Annotated in this window: 14 protein-coding genes; 2 read left to right on the top strand and 12 right to left on the bottom strand. The window is 64.5% G+C overall.

Annotation, left to right across the window (positions count from 1 at the left end):
• Positions 1-36: 36 nt before the first annotated feature.
• Genes FO013_RS22370 through thiL form a run of 5 tightly spaced genes read right to left on the bottom strand, consistent with a single transcriptional unit; the run spans position 37 to position 5820 of the window.
• Positions 37-183 (bottom strand): hypothetical protein, encoded by a 147-nt coding sequence (locus FO013_RS22370; RefSeq protein ID WP_186293048.1) that lies wholly within the window; start codon positions 181-183, stop codon positions 37-39.
• A complete protein-coding gene (locus FO013_RS10345) occupies positions 180-944 on the bottom strand; it encodes an RsmD family RNA methyltransferase (protein WP_143922475.1) in 765 nt (254 codons plus the stop codon). Before FO013_RS10345 ends, FO013_RS22370 begins: the two co-directional genes overlap by 4 nt.
• 31 nt (positions 945-975) lie before the next feature.
• Positions 976-3123 carry an ATP-dependent DNA helicase RecG gene (locus tag FO013_RS10340; RefSeq protein WP_143922474.1) on the bottom strand — a complete coding sequence of 716 codons (2148 nt, stop codon included), beginning with the start codon at positions 3121-3123 and terminating at the stop codon, positions 976-978.
• Positions 3120-4784 (bottom strand): DAK2 domain-containing protein, encoded by a 1665-nt coding sequence (locus tag FO013_RS10335; RefSeq protein WP_143922473.1) that lies wholly within the window; start codon positions 4782-4784, stop codon positions 3120-3122. Before FO013_RS10335 ends, FO013_RS10340 begins: the two co-directional genes overlap by 4 nt.
• 1 nt (position 4785) lies before the next feature.
• On the bottom strand, positions 4786-5820 hold the full coding sequence (gene thiL / locus FO013_RS10330; RefSeq protein WP_143922472.1) for a thiamine-phosphate kinase: 1035 nt from the start codon (positions 5818-5820) through the stop codon (positions 4786-4788).
• Positions 5821-5852: 32 nt separating this feature from the next.
• Between thiL and FO013_RS10325 the strand changes: the two genes are divergently transcribed.
• Positions 5853-6371, top strand: a complete 519-nt coding sequence (locus FO013_RS10325) for a DUF3515 domain-containing protein (protein ID WP_260848088.1) — start codon at positions 5853-5855, stop codon at positions 6369-6371.
• Between the two features lie 51 nt (positions 6372-6422).
• On the opposite strand, the gene FO013_RS10320 is transcribed toward FO013_RS10325, so the two are convergent.
• The 7 genes from FO013_RS10320 to leuC form a co-directional block, all read right to left on the bottom strand.
• A complete protein-coding gene (locus FO013_RS10320) occupies positions 6423-7538 on the bottom strand; it encodes a D-alanine--D-alanine ligase family protein (RefSeq protein WP_143922471.1) in 1116 nt (371 codons plus the stop codon).
• A gap of 56 nt (positions 7539-7594) precedes the next feature.
• Complete coding sequence (locus FO013_RS10315; RefSeq protein WP_143922470.1) at positions 7595-8128, bottom strand: YbhB/YbcL family Raf kinase inhibitor-like protein; 534 nt, start codon at positions 8126-8128, stop codon at positions 7595-7597.
• Between the two features lie 61 nt (positions 8129-8189).
• Entirely contained in the window at positions 8190-9203 is a 1014-nt protein-coding gene (locus FO013_RS10310) for an NAD(P)H-dependent glycerol-3-phosphate dehydrogenase (RefSeq protein ID WP_143922469.1), read from the bottom strand.
• Complete coding sequence (locus FO013_RS10305) at positions 9200-9967, bottom strand: lysophospholipid acyltransferase family protein (RefSeq protein WP_143922468.1); 768 nt, start codon at positions 9965-9967, stop codon at positions 9200-9202. The genes FO013_RS10310 and FO013_RS10305 overlap by 4 nt, the downstream gene beginning before the upstream one ends.
• Complete coding sequence (gene murA, locus FO013_RS10300; RefSeq protein WP_143922467.1) at positions 9964-11280, bottom strand: UDP-N-acetylglucosamine 1-carboxyvinyltransferase; 1317 nt, start codon at positions 11278-11280, stop codon at positions 9964-9966. The genes FO013_RS10305 and murA overlap by 4 nt, the downstream gene beginning before the upstream one ends.
• Before the next feature lie 199 nt (positions 11281-11479).
• Positions 11480-12079 carry a 3-isopropylmalate dehydratase small subunit gene (gene leuD, locus FO013_RS10295; RefSeq protein WP_143922466.1) on the bottom strand — a complete coding sequence of 200 codons (600 nt, stop codon included), beginning with the start codon at positions 12077-12079 and terminating at the stop codon, positions 11480-11482.
• Between the two features lie 13 nt (positions 12080-12092).
• A complete protein-coding gene (gene leuC / locus FO013_RS10290) occupies positions 12093-13583 on the bottom strand; it encodes a 3-isopropylmalate dehydratase large subunit (protein ID WP_143922465.1) in 1491 nt (496 codons plus the stop codon).
• Positions 13584-13779: 196 nt separating this feature from the next.
• Here leuC and FO013_RS10285 point away from each other — a divergent pair, with 196 nt between their 5' ends.
• Positions 13780-14496 carry an IclR family transcriptional regulator gene (locus FO013_RS10285; RefSeq protein WP_009882470.1) on the top strand — a complete coding sequence of 239 codons (717 nt, stop codon included), beginning with the start codon at positions 13780-13782 and terminating at the stop codon, positions 14494-14496.

Raw genomic sequence — 14496 nt, 5'->3', positions numbered from 1 at the left:
TCGATCAGCCGAGGCCCACGAACGTTGCGACGAACCTCAGCTGCGGATGCGGTGCACGAGCCGCCAGATCCTCACGACGACTGCACTGGCGATGAGCACCATGGCCACACAGAGGAGCAGCAGACCCACCCCGCAGGCTGCGAACACCAAGGGTGTGCGGTGCCAGGGACGGTGAGAGCTCACACCGACTCGTCTGCTGCCGTTGCACCCACTCCGTTGGCGACATCGGCTGCCTCTTCAGATTCGGCCTTGAGCTGGACGAAGTACAGTGCGGTCTCACCGAAGGTCTTCGAACGGAAGACCTCAAGGGCGGCCGGCATCGTCGGTTCGGGCGCTCGTGATGCCCGCTCGACGACAACGATGGATTCCATGTCGAGGAGCCCAGCGAGTCGACCCAGGATCTGGGTCACGGCGTCCTCCCCCAGCGGGTAGGGCGGATCCATGAACACCAGGTCGAAGATGCGGCCCTCATCGTCATCGCGATCGCTGCGCGCCTCCAACACCTGGCCGTCCTGAACCTCATCAAGGCCGTTGCCCAGCTGTGTTCGCCCCCCGTCGTCCGCTCCTGCGTGTCCTTCGGGTCGCCGCTGCACCGACGCATGCAGTCCCAGAACACGCTGGGAGCTGAGGAAGGAGACGACATCCGAGGAATGGATCCGAGTCGAGTGATCGATGCCGAGCTTCTGGGCATTCGACGCGACCGCCCGAGCCGAAGCGATGGCCGAATCGACGAAATCGACTTCGGCCGCACCCCGGGACATTGCTTCGAACCCCAGTCCGCCGGAGCCGGCGAAGAGGTCGAGGACATTCGCCGCTTGGAGGACCCCGTAGCCGTCGAGCATGGAGAACAGGGATTCCTTGACCCGGTCTGAGGTCGGGCGGGTATTGGACCCGCCCGGTGCGACGAGCTTGGATCCTTTGAACGCACCAGCGATGATTCTCATTGCGCTTCCTCCTCAGTGGGGTGGTCCGACATCAGCTCGCCTCGATGAAGTGAGCCGATTCGGCGGGCAGGACTCTATTGATGAAGGTACGCAGGGCCGGCAGTGAACTCAGATCGGGGTCGACGGAGATGATCTTCTCCGCAATGGTTCTCGCCTCTTCGACGATCGGCGCATCGCGCAGAATAGACAGGTGCTTCAGCGACGATCCTCCCCACTGCGAGGCTCCGAGCACATCGCCTTCTCCCCTGGTGCCGAGATCGTACTCGGCCAGGGCGAAGCCGTCGAGGGTGCCTGCGACCTCACTCAGGCGCTCGAAGCTCTCATCGGCTTCGGAAGCCTGGGTGAGCAGGAAGCACATGGCTGCACTGCCGTCTCGTCCGACACGACCGCGCAGCTGGTGGAGCTGAGCGACACCGAATCGCTCCGCTTCGAAGACGACCATCATGGTCGCCCGCGGCACGTCGACTCCCACCTCGACGACGGTCGTGGAGACCAGGATGTCGGTCTCGCCGGAGACGAACGCAGCCATCGTCCGGTCCTTCTCCACCGGAGACATCCGCCCATGGAGAAGTTCGATCGAACGAGATCGGAGCTCATCGGAGTTCTGAAGCTTGTCCCGCAGGTCCTCAATTCCCTCTCTGCTCCCGACCACCTCGCCCGTTTCGGGATCTTCGATGTCGGAGGGGTCGATCCGCGGGAAGACGACGAATGTGCCGCGGCCGTCCTCGGCCGCCTCGCCGATGAGCTGGAGGACCCGGCCCAACCAATTCGGATGGTCCCCCAGTGACACAGCGTGGGTGGTGATGTCCTTGGTGCCGGCGGGCATCTCGTCGAGAGTGGAGACATCGAGATCGGCGAAGACTGTCATCGCCACGGTCCGCGGGATCGGCGTCGCGGACATCACGAGCGTGTGCGGAACCTTGAGTCCGGCTTTCGCCCGCAATGCCTCACGTTGTTCGACGCCGAACCGATGCTGCTCGTCAACGACGATGAGGCCCAGTTTGTCGAACATCGTCGTATCCGACATCAGCGCATGCGTGCCGACGACGATGTCGATCTGACCGGTGGCGAGATCGAGTGCGAGCTGTTTACGTTCCCGGGCCGGCATCGACCCCGTCATCAGCGCCACTCGCACCTGATCATCGCCCGAGAGCAGAGGACTGAGCGCCATCTGGTCGCCGAGGAGGCTCTCAATTGAGCGGAAATGCTGAGTGGCGAGCACTTCAGTGGGCGCGAGCATCGCGGCCTGAGCTCCCGAATCGACGGCAGTGAGCATCGCCCGCAACGCCACGACGGTCTTGCCGGAGCCGACGTCACCGTGGAGGAGGCGATGCATCGCCGTCCTCCGGCCCATGTCTGCTTCGATCTCCTCTCCGACTCGCAGCTGTGAGGCGGTGAGGTAGAAGGGCAGACTGTTGTCGAACCGTTCGCTTCTGGCTCCGACGTTGAGCAGAGGGGTGGCCTCGAGCTTTTCGTAATCGGCCTTGCGGGAGACGAACTCTGCCTGCAGGGCGAGCGCCTCTTCCCATTTCCAACGCTGTTTGGCCTTCTCCGTAGCCGCCGCTGACCTGGGCCGATGCATGTCGTTGAATGCGGTGCGCAGGTCGGGCAGATCGAGGTTCTCTCGCATGGCGGTCGGCAGCGGGTCCTCGAACTCGTCCGGATCGGCGACGTCGAGGAGAACCTTGATGGCCTTCCACAGTCGAGTCTGCGCGATGCCCTTGACCCGTGAATAGACGGGGAACGGTGAGTTGAGGTCCTCCGGGGTCCACTTCTCATCGTGTTCGTCCCGATTGAGCCAGGTGGGCGAGTTCAGGGTCAGCTGACCGCGGTATTCTTCGACTTTTCCGGCGAAGACGACGGTGAGTCCGGGCACCAGCTGGCTGTCCAGCCAGCGCTGGTTGAAGAAGGCGATCTTCATCGACTGCTGTCCGTCGTGGACGATCACATCGGTGATGGTGCCGCGGCGCTTCTGCATGCGCCGGGTGTCTACTGAGATGACCTCGGCCTGGAGGATTGCGGTCTCCCCCAAGGGGAGCCCACCCAGAGGCGTCTTCTCTCCGGGCACGAGGAATCTGCGCGGGAAGAAGCGGAAGAGATCCGCCACCGAGGTGATCCCTCGCTTCTTGAGCGCACCGCGGTCTCGGGCGGTGAAGTAGTCGTCGAGGCGGGCGCTCATTCGACTCCCATGATGAGGAGCGTCGCCCGGTCCCTCGAGTCGATGTCCTGGAACCTCACCTGAGAGTGTGATTTGCGGATCCAGTCCCGCAGGTGCGAGAGGACATCGGGTGCGCACCCGGGACCGTGGACGACGGTGAGGAGCTCTCCCCCAGCGCCCAGGAGGCGATCGGCGAGCTTCTCGACCAGGGTCGTGAGTTCGGTACTCTGGGTCTTCACCTTCCCGTCGATGAAGACCCGGTAGAACTGCGAGGGATGAGAGAGCGGAATCCTGCGCATGCCCACCGTGCTGGAGTCGAGCATTGATCCAGGATCCGAACTCGCTCCCGGAACATCGTCGATGACCGGCAGGGCACCTGTAGGCGGATTGAGGGCAAGCTGTTCGGCCGAGACGATGGTGCCCACACGGGTGCCGGCAGCAGCCTCGGTCATATCGGCGAAGATCTCCGCGGACGGGGCGAAGGGATCATGGACTGCGAGCGCCGAAAGCAGAGTGGCGACATTGCGGGAACGGACCACCTGTCCGCCGGAGACGTGTCCCAGTGCTTTCAGGACGGTCGTCGAGCTGGGGACGACGATGACCGCACGTTCTTCCTCTGCGATGATGTCCCTGGTCATGGCCCGCACGTCACCGGAATCCGGTGTCAGGGCACTTGCCCCGTTGAGCGCGCAGTGCATGAGGAGCCCGGTGCCCGAGACGATGGCTACCAGGTGGGTTTCGCCCTCTTCCTCGTGCAGACGAAGGTCTTCCATGTCCAGACGGGCGATGCCGTAGCCGGCGAGGTGGTCGAGAATGGTCACGGCGGTGGCCTCGTCGGCGACGTGGACGTGAACCTTGGGTCCGTTGATGACGATCGATGTCCCGCCGAGGTCATCGAGCGCCTCGGCGAGGGTGTTCGTGGTCTTTTCGGAATCGGTGGATGCCGGATACGTGGCCAGGATGGCAACGATCTCGAGCTCATCGGCACTGGCCTGATGGATGATGCGCGGTGACTTGGTGACTTCGACGAGCATCGAATCCTGCGGTGTCCGACCGGTGACCGTGGCGTAGAGGAGATCGAAGAGCTCCACGATCCCCGTCGAACCGGCATCGACGACCTCGGCTTCGCGGAGCACTGAGAGCTGCCCTGTGGTCTCACGCAGTGCCGAGCGGGAGCGTAGGCGCACCGCGGAGATGAGGTCGATGAGGTTCGCCCCATTCTCGGCCTTCTCTGCAGCCTCCGTGGCCATGGCGTCGAGGACCGTGAGCATGGTGCCGTCGACAGGCCGGGCCACGGACTGCCGGGCCCTGGCGGAGGCGAGTTCGAGGGCTGCGGCCATGGCTTCGGGCGTCGCTACGGTCACGCCCTCCAGCGCATCGGCGACGCCTTGGAGTGCGACTGCGAGGATGAGTCCGGAGTTTCCGCGAGCACCGCGTCCTGCCCCCTCTGCGAGAGCCGCGACGACCTGGGGCAGCGTGACGGGTCCGGTGAGTTCTTCGACGGCCAGGTAGGCGGCGCGCAGGGTGTGGTACATGTTCGTGCCGGTGTCGCCGTCTGGGACAGGGAAGACGTTGAGTTCGTCGATTTCGACACGTTCCTTGCGCAGACGATCAACGGCCCGCCGAGCCCACCTGGCGGCCAGACGCCCGTTGAGGCCGATGGCTTGATTGGGTCCGCTCATGTCACTTCCCGAAATGGCTGAAGCCGCTCGTCGGCACCGGTGCGCCGTCGAGACTGACCCCGTTGCCGACTCTCATCTCTCCGATTCTCCGCCAGCCTACCGGAGGTCTGTCGAACTGCGCCGACGACGCGACGAAGCCATGGTCCTCTCCCCCGTTGAGCACCCAGGCCAACGCCAACTCCTCGGCCTCTGCGGCAGCCTGTGCGGTCCCTTCGCCTGACTGGGCACCCTCGATGGCGCCCGCCAGGTGCCGTGCGGCAGGCAGCAGCTCATCGATGAGCTCTTGGAGTGAGGCGCGGTCGATGCGAGCGTGGACTCCCGAGGCCGACGCGATCCGTCCCACGTCCGTGCTCAGCCCATCGGAGACATCGATCATCGCCGAGGCCGCTCCCATCTGCAGGACAGCCGCATAGTCCGGCTGTGGAGCCAGTTGGGTGGTGATGAGCGACGTGAGGCTCTCATCGAGTTCAGCATCCCCGTCGACACCGGCGAAGAGGAGATCCAATCCGGCTGCGGCGCGTCCGATGGTCCCTGCCAGGTAGATCGAGTCGCCCGGCCGCGCATCTGAGCGGGTGATCGCTGCATGATCGGCGACGGTGCCCAAAGCGGTGATCGCGATGACGATGAGGCCCGAGGACGAGAGGTCTCCGCCGATGATCGGGATCTCGCAGCCCAGGTCCTCACCGGCACGCCCCGCCTCGGCGACGATCCCGGCGAAGAGCGCTTCGAGGTCCTCAATCTCGGTCGAGTTCGGCACGGCCAGCGACACCAGCAGCCCATGAGGTCTGGCGCCCATGACGCACACATCGGAGAGGTTCTGTGCTGCGGCTTTGATCCCGAGCCTGCCCCAGTCGAGCCAGGCACGGGTGAAGTCCTCGTTCTCCACGAGCATGTCCGCGGTCGACACCAGGTTGCCGTCCACCGCGGTCACCGCGGCATCATCTCCGGGTCCGATGATCACCTGCGAGCCGCTGTGATTGTGAGAGAGGATGCGTTCGAGCACGTGTGATTCGCCAAGTTCGGACAGTCGGGTCATTGCTCAAGGTTATCGGGAGATACGGTAGTTGTATGAGATCTCGTCGCCTCCGCCCGTCGCCTCGACCTACGCTTCGGAAGGCGCGCACCATCGGCCTGGCCGCCATCGCCACTGTGGTGGCCGGTATCAGCCTGGCAGGGTGTGAGCGCACGGTCGTCGTCGAGCCTGCTCAGGACGCACAGAATCCCGACTGCGCCGACATCATGCTGCGTATGCCCGATGACATCGCCGGCGAGAAGTCACGCACGACATCCTCCCAAGGTACGAAGGCGTGGGGAGATCCCAACATCGCAGTGGTCCGCTGCGGGGTCACCCCACCCGGACCAACCACCGATCAGTGCGTGAGCGTGAGCAGCGTCGACTGGATCTCCAAGGCTTCCGAGGAGGAGGACACATGGGTCTTCACCAGCTACGGTCGCACCCCCGCAGTCGAGGTCCTCGTCAACCGCAAGGCGGAATCGGGCAATAATGTACTCGCAGCGATCTCACCGGCGCTGACTGCTGTGAAGTCTGAGGCCAAGTGTGTGGGAGCCCAAGACCTCGACAGCTGAGCAGGTGCGCTCAGGGTTGCAGGTGAACTCAGCGCGTTCGCGGCTCGGGACTCAGTGGGTGCGGGCGTGGTCGACCAGGGCGATGGTGATGAGCTCTGAGATGAGCGCCGGGTACTCGATGCCCGAGTTCGACCACATGAACGGGTACGCCGAGGTGGGGGTGAACCCCGGGAGCGTGTTGATCTCGTTGATGAGGACGTCACCGGCATCTGTGACGAAGGTATCGACTCGTGAGAGTCCTGTGCAGTCGAAGAGCCGGAAGACCTGGGCTGAGAGTTCCTGGATCCGGGCCGTCGTCTTCTCATCGACGCGCGCCGGACAGGTCAGCTGCGCATCGGCGAGGTTGAGGTATTTGGCCTCGAAGTCATAGAAGGAGTGCTCGCCGGAGACTTCGATCTCTCCGGGGAACGAGACGCGGACCTCACGGTCGTGAACCGAGCCGAGCACCGCGCACTCGATCTCACGGCCGACGACCTGTGGTTCGACGATGACCTTGGAGTCATGCTCGAAGGCAGAGCGCAGTGCCTGATCCAGACCCGCGGCGGACTCGACGCGGCTGACTCCCATGGACGATCCTGCCCGTGCAGGTTTGACGAATACGGGCAGACCAAGTCCGGTGATCCGAGCCTCGGCGTCGGCCTGCTCTGATTCCCACATGGTTTCGGTCACGAGCTCCCAGGGGCACGTCGGAATTCCGGCGTGGGCCATGAGGGACTTCGTGTAGTGCTTGTCCATGCTCGCCGCCGAAGCGAAGACCCCGGAGCCGACGTAGGCCGTGTCGCTGAGTTCGAACAGGCCTTGCAAGGTTCCGTCTTCCCCGTACTGACCGTGCAGGAGAGGGAAGTAGACATCGACGGATCCGAGTTCGGTGTACCGCCCCTCGGCGTCCCGCTGCAGCAGAGGTGAGCCCTGCGCGGAGACCGGTGGGATGACCTCGGTTCCGTTGTCAACGACCTCGGGCATATCGGCCGGGTCGAAGGCCATCGTCGACCAGTCTTCGACGATGCGCCACACGCCGGACTTTGTGATGCCGATCGGCAGAACACGGTAGGCGTCGGTGTCGATGGCCTGGATGACCCCGGCTGCAGTGACGCAGCTGACGGCGTGTTCGCTCGATCGTCCGCCGAAGAGGACTGCGACGAGTGGCCGGTGATCAGATTCAGGCATAGAAATCCTTGGTCGTTAGCGCGCGTGACCGTTTGTACGGACTGGAAAACTCTAACTCACTTGAGCTCGAACGTGCATTCCAGGGATGCACGGGCGATGCCTTTGAAGAACATGTTGAACCCGGCGAAGGCCGGTGAGGCGGATTCGTCGAGGCCAAGCGGCTCCGCCAGTGCTGTGACGATGAAGAAGTAACGGTGCGGTCCGTGGCCCTGTGGTGGGGCGGCACCGACGAAGCGAGGTTCGCCTGCATCGTTGCGCAGGGTCACTGTTCCAGCAGGCAGAAGGTCCGCCGAGGGATCGCCGGCGTTGGCGGGCAGGCTGGTCGTCGACGCGTCGAGGTCGGTCACGACCCAGTGCCAGAAACCGGAGCCGGTGGGTGCATCCGGGTCGTAGCAGGTCACGGCGAAGGCCTTGGTCTCTTCGGGGAATCCCGACCAGGACAGCTGCGGGGAGACGTCCTGGCCGCCGTCGACGCCCATCGCACCCGAGAGCTGCGGTCCGCTCAGTTCGCCCCCGTTCTCGATGTCCGTGCTGGTGAGAGTGAATGTCGGAACTTCGGAAAGGTTGTAAAACGGTGAGTTGACGCTCATGTCTGCTCCTTGTCGTGCGATGTAGTGGTCGTGCGATGTGGTGCCGGACAGCCTGAGTTGCTCAGGCGGGTGGTCCCTCGTGCTTACGCTTCCGAGACAACAGCAAACCGGCGAGTTCGTCAACCCTCAGCTGTCCTCCGAGGACCGCACACACGGCTTCGGTGATCGGCAGGTCGACCGAGTACCTGCGTCCCAAGGCCAGGATGGCGGGCGCCGATTTCACTCCCTCAGCGGTCTGAGAAGTGTGAGCGATGACATCATCCAGGCTCATGCCCTCGCCGAGGTGGCGCCCGAATGTCCGGTTGCGCGACAGTGGCGAGGCACATGTGGCGACGAGGTCGCCGAGTCCGGCCAGCCCCGAGAGTGTGTGCGGCTGGGCACCCATGGCAGCGGCCAGACGAGAGGTCTCAGCCAAGCCGCGGGTGATGATCGAGGCCTTCGAGTTGTCGCCGAGCTTCTGACCGTCGGCGATGCCGACTGCCAGGGCGATGACGTTCTTCACGGCACCGCCCATCTCGACGCCGACGACGTCGGTGTTGGTATAGGGCCGGAAGTAGCCGTTCGCGCTGATCTCAGCGACCACCTCGGCGGTCTCGATGCTCTCCGAGGCCACGACGGTGGCTGTGGGCTGACGATCGGCGATCTCACGGGCCAGGTTCGGGCCGGAGACGACCGCGATCTGGGTCGAGTCCACCTCGGCGACCTCAGCGATGACCTCGGACATGCGTTTGCCCGTGTCGACCTCGATGCCCTTCATCAGGCTCACGAGCTTCACGCCTGGGCGCAGGTGCGGCTTCCACCGGCTCAGGTTCTCCCTCAGGGTCTGCGCGGGAACGGCGAGGATGATGACCTCGGCGTCTGCGACGGCGGCGATGTCATCGGCGGTCGCGCTCAGCAGCTCAGGCAGGACCCGGTCGCCCAGGTACCGTTCATTGGTGTGTGAGGAGGTGATCTCCTCGGCGACCTCGGACCGGCGAGCCCAGAGGGTGACGGGGAATCCAGCGTCGGCGACGACGGCGGCATAGGTTGTCCCCCATGATCCGGCGCCCAGCACTGCGGTCTTCTCGACGCTCATTCGCCGACCTCCTTGTTGTGGAATCTCGCCGGCAGCTCACGATTCGAAAGCTCGCCGACCATCGCTGCAATGATGTTCGTCAGACGGTGGGTGAGCACCGTCTTGGCCCTCTTCTCTTCGCGGTGGGGCCACAGGTCCTCGTAGTCGAGGGAAGGCCCGAACCTGACGACGCAGCTGTGGCTCAGAGGTTTGAACCTCGGCAGCCGAGATCCGCGCGGATAGATTCCGTTGAGCCCCCAGTGGGCGACGGGAATGATCGGTGCCCCGGTTTCAAGGGCGAGCCGTGCAGTGCCGGATTTGAAGTGCTGGGGCCAGAAGTCCGGGTCCTTGGTCAAGGTTCCCTCGGGGTAGATGACCACGGTCTGGCCGTTGGCCAAAGCATCTTTGGCGTATTCGAGCGAGTCCCCGGCCTGTCCCGAGGCTCGCAGCACGGGGATCTGGCCGATCGTCTTGAGGATCGTTCCGAGAACGCCGGAGAACAGAGATGACTTCGCCAGGAAATGCGGCATCCGGCCGTGACGTTTGAGAGCCAGGCCCACGAGGATCGGGTCGAGGTGGTTCGCATGGTAGGCGGCGATGATGGCGGCCTTGCCCTGCGCCGGCAGATGTTCAGCCCCCGTCACCGTCATCTTCGTGGCCGTGCGCATGAGACCGAAGGCAGCAGTGGCGGCGATGGTGCCGGCCCGGTTCTGAGCACGCACTGAGGCGGGGTCGAAGGAGACGAGGTCGTGATCATTCGAGTCCGGCTCGGTCACCGCACTCATGCGGCCACCTCGGCCCCGAGACCGAGAAGCTTGTCGAGGAAGTTCTCGTATCCGCGGTTGATGAGCTCGATGCCGTGGACCTGGCTGGTGCCGCGTGCCGCCAGGGCTGCGATGAGGTGGCTGAACCCACCGCGCAGATCGGGCACGTCGATGCGTGTTCCGGTGAGTTCGGTAGGCCCGGAGACCACGGCCGAATGCTGGTAGTTGCGGCGCCCGAAGCGGCAGGGTGTACCACCGAGGCATTCGCGGTAGAGCTGGATCTGGGCGCCCATCTCACCGAGAGCGTGGGTGAAGCCGAAACGGTTCTCGTACACGGTCTCGTGGATGATAGACAAGCCCTCGGCCTGGGTCATGGCAACGACGAGCGGCTGCTGCCAATCGGTCATGAAGCCCGGGTGCACGTCGGTCTCCAGGGCGAAGGACGTGAGCCTGCCACCTGGGTGGCGGAAGCGGATCCCAGTCTCCTCGACCTCGAATTCGCCGCCGATGCGGCGGAAGACGTTGAGGAAGGTGATGAGCTCGGGTTGGGAGGCACCTTCGACGAAGATGTCTCCGCCGGTGGCCAGCGCAGCCGAGGCCCACGAGGCGGTCTCATTGCGGTCCGGCAGTGCGCGGTGGATGAAGCCGCGCAGGGTGTCCACGCCCTCGATGCGCACCACACGGTCGGTGTCGACGGTGATGATGGCGCCCATCTTCTGGAGCAGGGCGATGAGATCCATGATCTCGGGTTCGATGGCCGCATTGCGCAGCTCGGTCACACCTTCGGCGCGGACCGCGGTCAGCAGAACCTGCTCTGTGGCACCCACAGAGGGAAAGGGCAGTTCGACCTTCGTGCCCTGGAGTCGTCCCCGGGTGGTGAGCATGATGCCGCCGGAGGTCTTGTCGACCTCGGCACCGAACTGCCGCAGCACATCGAGGTGGAAGTTGATGGGACGATCGCCGATGTGGCAGCCGCCAAGATCCGGGATGAACGCTTGGCCCAGGCTGTGCAGGAGAGGTCCGCAGAAGAGGATCGGGATCCGTGAGGAACCGGCGTGTGCGTCGATGTCGACGATCGATCCCTGTGCCATATCGGAGGGATCCAAGTGAAGTTCACCGTCGGACTGCTGTCCATCGACCCCGGGCGTGACCCGAACCCCATGGAGCTCGAGCAGACCGGTGACGATCTCAACGTCCCTGATCTGCGGCACCCCGCGCAGGACGGAGGGCGTCTCTCCCAACAATGAGGCGACCATGGCCTTGGGAACCAAGTTCTTGGCACCTCTGACCTGGACGGTTCCACCTAACGGATTACCGCCGCGAACTTCGAGCATGTTCCTCCCTGCGTCACACTTGCACCCGGTAGGATCCGGACGTGGCCCAGACTAGTCCGGACTCGTCCAAGACTAGCGCAGACGCGGCGTGGGTCCTCTGTGTCACGGCTCTCAGACCGTCGCGTTCGACGATTCGAGCCTTCACTGAGAAGGGTTCAGACTCTCACTGAGAAAGCCTCAGACTTTCGCTGCGGAAAGTTCAGACCTTCGCGGGCAGAGTCGTCGGCTTGAACGTCGCCCGATTGGACTCGAAATCGGAGATCTCGGATTCCTTGGCCAGGGTCAGGCTGATGTCGTCATGGCCCTCGAGGAGGCGCCAGCGCGTGTAGTCATCGATCTGGAACGTCACTGTGACCGAATCGCAGGTCACGGTCTTCGCGTTCAGGTCCACGGTGATCGGGGTGCCCGGGTGGTTCTCCAGGATCTTCCAGATCAATTCGATGTCGTCCTGTTCCAGCTGAGCTGCCAGGAGACCCTCTTTGCCGGAGTTGCCTCGGAAGATGTCGCCGAAGCGCGAGGAGAGGACGACGCGGAAACCGTAGTCCTTCAGTGCCCACACGGCGTGTTCACGCGATGAGCCGGTGCCGAAATCAGGTCCGGCCACGAGGACGGAGCCGGCCGAGAAGTCGGGGTCGTTGAGGACGAAGTCGTCATTCGTCCGCCACCGGTAGAACAGCGCGTCTTCGAATCCGGTGCGGGTGACCCGCTTGAGGAACTTCGCCGGGATGATCTGGTCGGTGTCGATGTTGGCGCGACGCAGCGGGACGCCGATGCCGGTATGTGTGCTGAAAGCTTCCATCAGTCGTCAGTCCTTAAGCGTTCGCCGAGGTGGGGGTCGGTGTCAGTGTCAAGGTGGGCTTATTGTCCGTCCACGCCACCGGTTCGGCGTCGCGTGGGAGGTCCTTGACGTCACCGGGCGAGGACAGCGTCCCGCGCACGGCGGTGGCCGCGGCCACGAGCGGGGACACCAGGTGGGTGCGCCCGCCCTTGCCCTGACGGCCCTCGAAGTTGCGGTTCGAGGTCGAGGCACAGCGCTCACCGTCGGCCAGTTGGTCCGGGTTCATGCCCAGGCACATCGAGCAGCCAGCGAAGCGCCACTCACCTCCGAAGTCTTTGAAGATCACGTCGAGGCCCTCGTCCTCGGCCTGCAGGCGAACCTTCGCCGATCCGGGAACGACCATGAAGCGGACGTTCTCGGCCTTCTTCCGGCCGCGGACCACCTCGGCGGCGGCACGCAGGTCTTCGATGCGTGAGTTCGTGCACGAACCGAGGAACACGGTGTCGACTTCGATCTCACGCAGCGGGGTGCCCGGCGTCAGACCCATGTAGGCCAGAGCGTTGGCGGCCGATGCCTTGTCGTTCTCGTCGGCGAAGTCATCGGGTGAGGGCACTGAGGCCGACAGCGGCAGTCCCTGGCCCGGGTTGGTTCCCCAGGTCACGAACGGTTCGATGTCCTTGGCCTCGAGGACGACCTCATGGTCGAAGGTGGCACCTTCGTCGGTGTACAGGGTCTTCCAGTAGTCGACCGCGGCGTCCCAGTCTTCGCCCTCGGGTGCGTGCGGACGGCCTTTGACGTAGTCGAAGGTGGTCTCGTCCGGGGCGACCATGCCTGCGCGGGCTCCGGCCTCGATCGACATGTTGCAGATGGTCATCCGTGCTTCCATCGACAGCGCGCGAATCGCCGAACCGCGGTATTCGAGCACGTAGCCCTGCCCGCCGCCGGTGCCGATCTTCGCGATGATGGCAAGGATGATGTCCTTGGCGCTCGAGCCTTCGGGCAGTTCGCCGTCGACGGTGATCGACATCGTCTTGAAGGCCTTGAGGCTCAACGTCTGAGTAGCGAGCACGTGCTCGACCTCTGAGGTGCCGATGCCCAGTGCCAGGGCACCGAAGGCGCCGTGAGTGGATGTGTGCGAGTCGCCGCAGACGACGGTGGTCCCCGGCTGGGTCAGGCCCAACTGTGGGCCCACGACGTGGACGATTCCCTGGTCGGCATCGCCGAGGCTGTGCAGCCGGATCCCGAATTCCTTCGTATTCTGCCGCAGGGTTTCGATCTGTGTGGCAGAGGTGGGCTCGGCGATGGGCTTGTCGATGTCCCAGGTCGGAGTGTTGTGATCCTCCGTGGCGATCGTCAGGTCGGGGCGGCGCACCTGGCGCCCGGCGAGTCGGAGACCATCGAATGCCTGCGGGCTGGTGACCTCGTGGACGAGGTGGAGATCGATGTAGATGAGGTCGGGCGCACCGTCTTCGCCCAGGGATACGACGTGGTCGGCCCAGACCTTCTCGGCCAAAGTGCGTGGCATGATTCCTCCCGCTGGTACAGGGATTGCCTGTACGTGCTTACTGCTGTGACGGCCCGTGTTCGGGCGTGGGTGACATTCGACTTGAGCGCTCGACGAGTGCGCGATGTGCGCTCAACGAGTTCGTATAGGAAACCTACTCGCCCGTATCGCATTTCGAACTTGCATCTCGCCCACTGAGACGCGCACAATAGTGTCTATGACAAGCAATGGTAGCGGCGTCGGAGTCATCGACAAGGCCGCAATGGTTCTCTCCGCCCTTGAGGCTGGGCCCGCGTCACTGGCCGAGCTGGTCTCACTGACCGGACTCGCCCGACCCACTGCCCACCGTCTGGCCGTTGCGCTCGAATTCCATCGCATCGTCGGACGTGATCTGCAGGGTCGCTTCGTCCTCGGCCCACGTCTGGCCGAACTCTCCTCGGCCGCCGGCGAGGACCGCCTGCTCGCCGCGGCTGGACCGGTGCTCGGCCAGCTGCGCGACCAGACCGGCGAGTCCGCCCAGCTCTTCCGCCGCCAAGGCGACCTGCGACTGTGCGTGGCCGCCGCCGAACGCCCTGTCGGCCTGCGCGACTCGGTGCCGATCGGTGCCACCCTGAGCATGCGCGCGGGTTCCGCCGCCCAGGTGCTGCTGGCCTGGGAGGAACCCGACCGTCTGCACACCGGTCTGCGCGGTGCCCGCTTCTCCGCCACCATGCTCTCCGGCGTCCGTCGCCGAGGCTGGGCGCAGTCGATCGCCGAACGTGAACGAGGAGTCGCCTCCGTCTCAGCCCCCGTGCGCGGACCCAGCAATCGCGTCGTGGCCGCTGTGTCGATCTCCGGCCCCGTTGACCGCCTGACACGTCAACCGGGACGTCTGCACGCGAAGTCCATCATCGAAGCGGCCCGGACCTTGAGCGAAGCTCTCATCAGAGGCTGA

The sequence above is a fragment of the Brevibacterium aurantiacum genome (genome assembly GCF_007558825.1).
In the GTDB taxonomy this organism is placed as follows: domain Bacteria; phylum Actinomycetota; class Actinomycetes; order Actinomycetales; family Brevibacteriaceae; genus Brevibacterium; species Brevibacterium aurantiacum_A.
This window is presented reverse-complemented; position numbering and strand designations above follow the sequence as displayed.

Bases quoted from the DNA above. Each gene is read 5' to 3' on its own strand.
- FO013_RS10345 (WP_143922475.1), bottom strand. From the start codon at position 944: ATGAGAATCATCGCTGGTGCGTTCAAAGGATCCAAGCTCGTCGCACCG.
- FO013_RS10340 (WP_143922474.1), bottom strand. From the start codon at position 3,123: ATGAGCGCCCGCCTCGACGACTACTTCACCGCCCGAGACCGCGGTGCG.
- FO013_RS10335 (WP_143922473.1), bottom strand. From the start codon at position 4,784: ATGAGCGGACCCAATCAAGCCATCGGCCTCAACGGGCGTCTGGCCGCC.
- thiL (WP_143922472.1), bottom strand. From the start codon at position 5,820: ATGACCCGACTGTCCGAACTTGGCGAATCACACGTGCTCGAACGCATC.
- FO013_RS10325 (WP_260848088.1), top strand. From the start codon at position 5,853: ATGAGATCTCGTCGCCTCCGCCCGTCGCCTCGACCTACGCTTCGGAAG.
- FO013_RS10320 (WP_143922471.1), bottom strand. From the start codon at position 7,538: ATGCCTGAATCTGATCACCGGCCACTCGTCGCAGTCCTCTTCGGCGGA.
- FO013_RS10315 (WP_143922470.1), bottom strand. From the start codon at position 8,128: ATGAGCGTCAACTCACCGTTTTACAACCTTTCCGAAGTTCCGACATTC.
- FO013_RS10310 (WP_143922469.1), bottom strand. From the start codon at position 9,203: ATGAGCGTCGAGAAGACCGCAGTGCTGGGCGCCGGATCATGGGGGACA.
- FO013_RS10305 (WP_143922468.1), bottom strand. From the start codon at position 9,967: ATGAGTGCGGTGACCGAGCCGGACTCGAATGATCACGACCTCGTCTCC.
- murA (WP_143922467.1), bottom strand. From the start codon at position 11,280: ATGCTCGAAGTTCGCGGCGGTAATCCGTTAGGTGGAACCGTCCAGGTC.
- leuD (WP_143922466.1), bottom strand. From the start codon at position 12,079: ATGGAAGCTTTCAGCACACATACCGGCATCGGCGTCCCGCTGCGTCGC.
- leuC (WP_143922465.1), bottom strand. From the start codon at position 13,583: ATGCCACGCACTTTGGCCGAGAAGGTCTGGGCCGACCACGTCGTATCC.
- FO013_RS10285 (WP_009882470.1), top strand. From the start codon at position 13,780: ATGACAAGCAATGGTAGCGGCGTCGGAGTCATCGACAAGGCCGCAATG.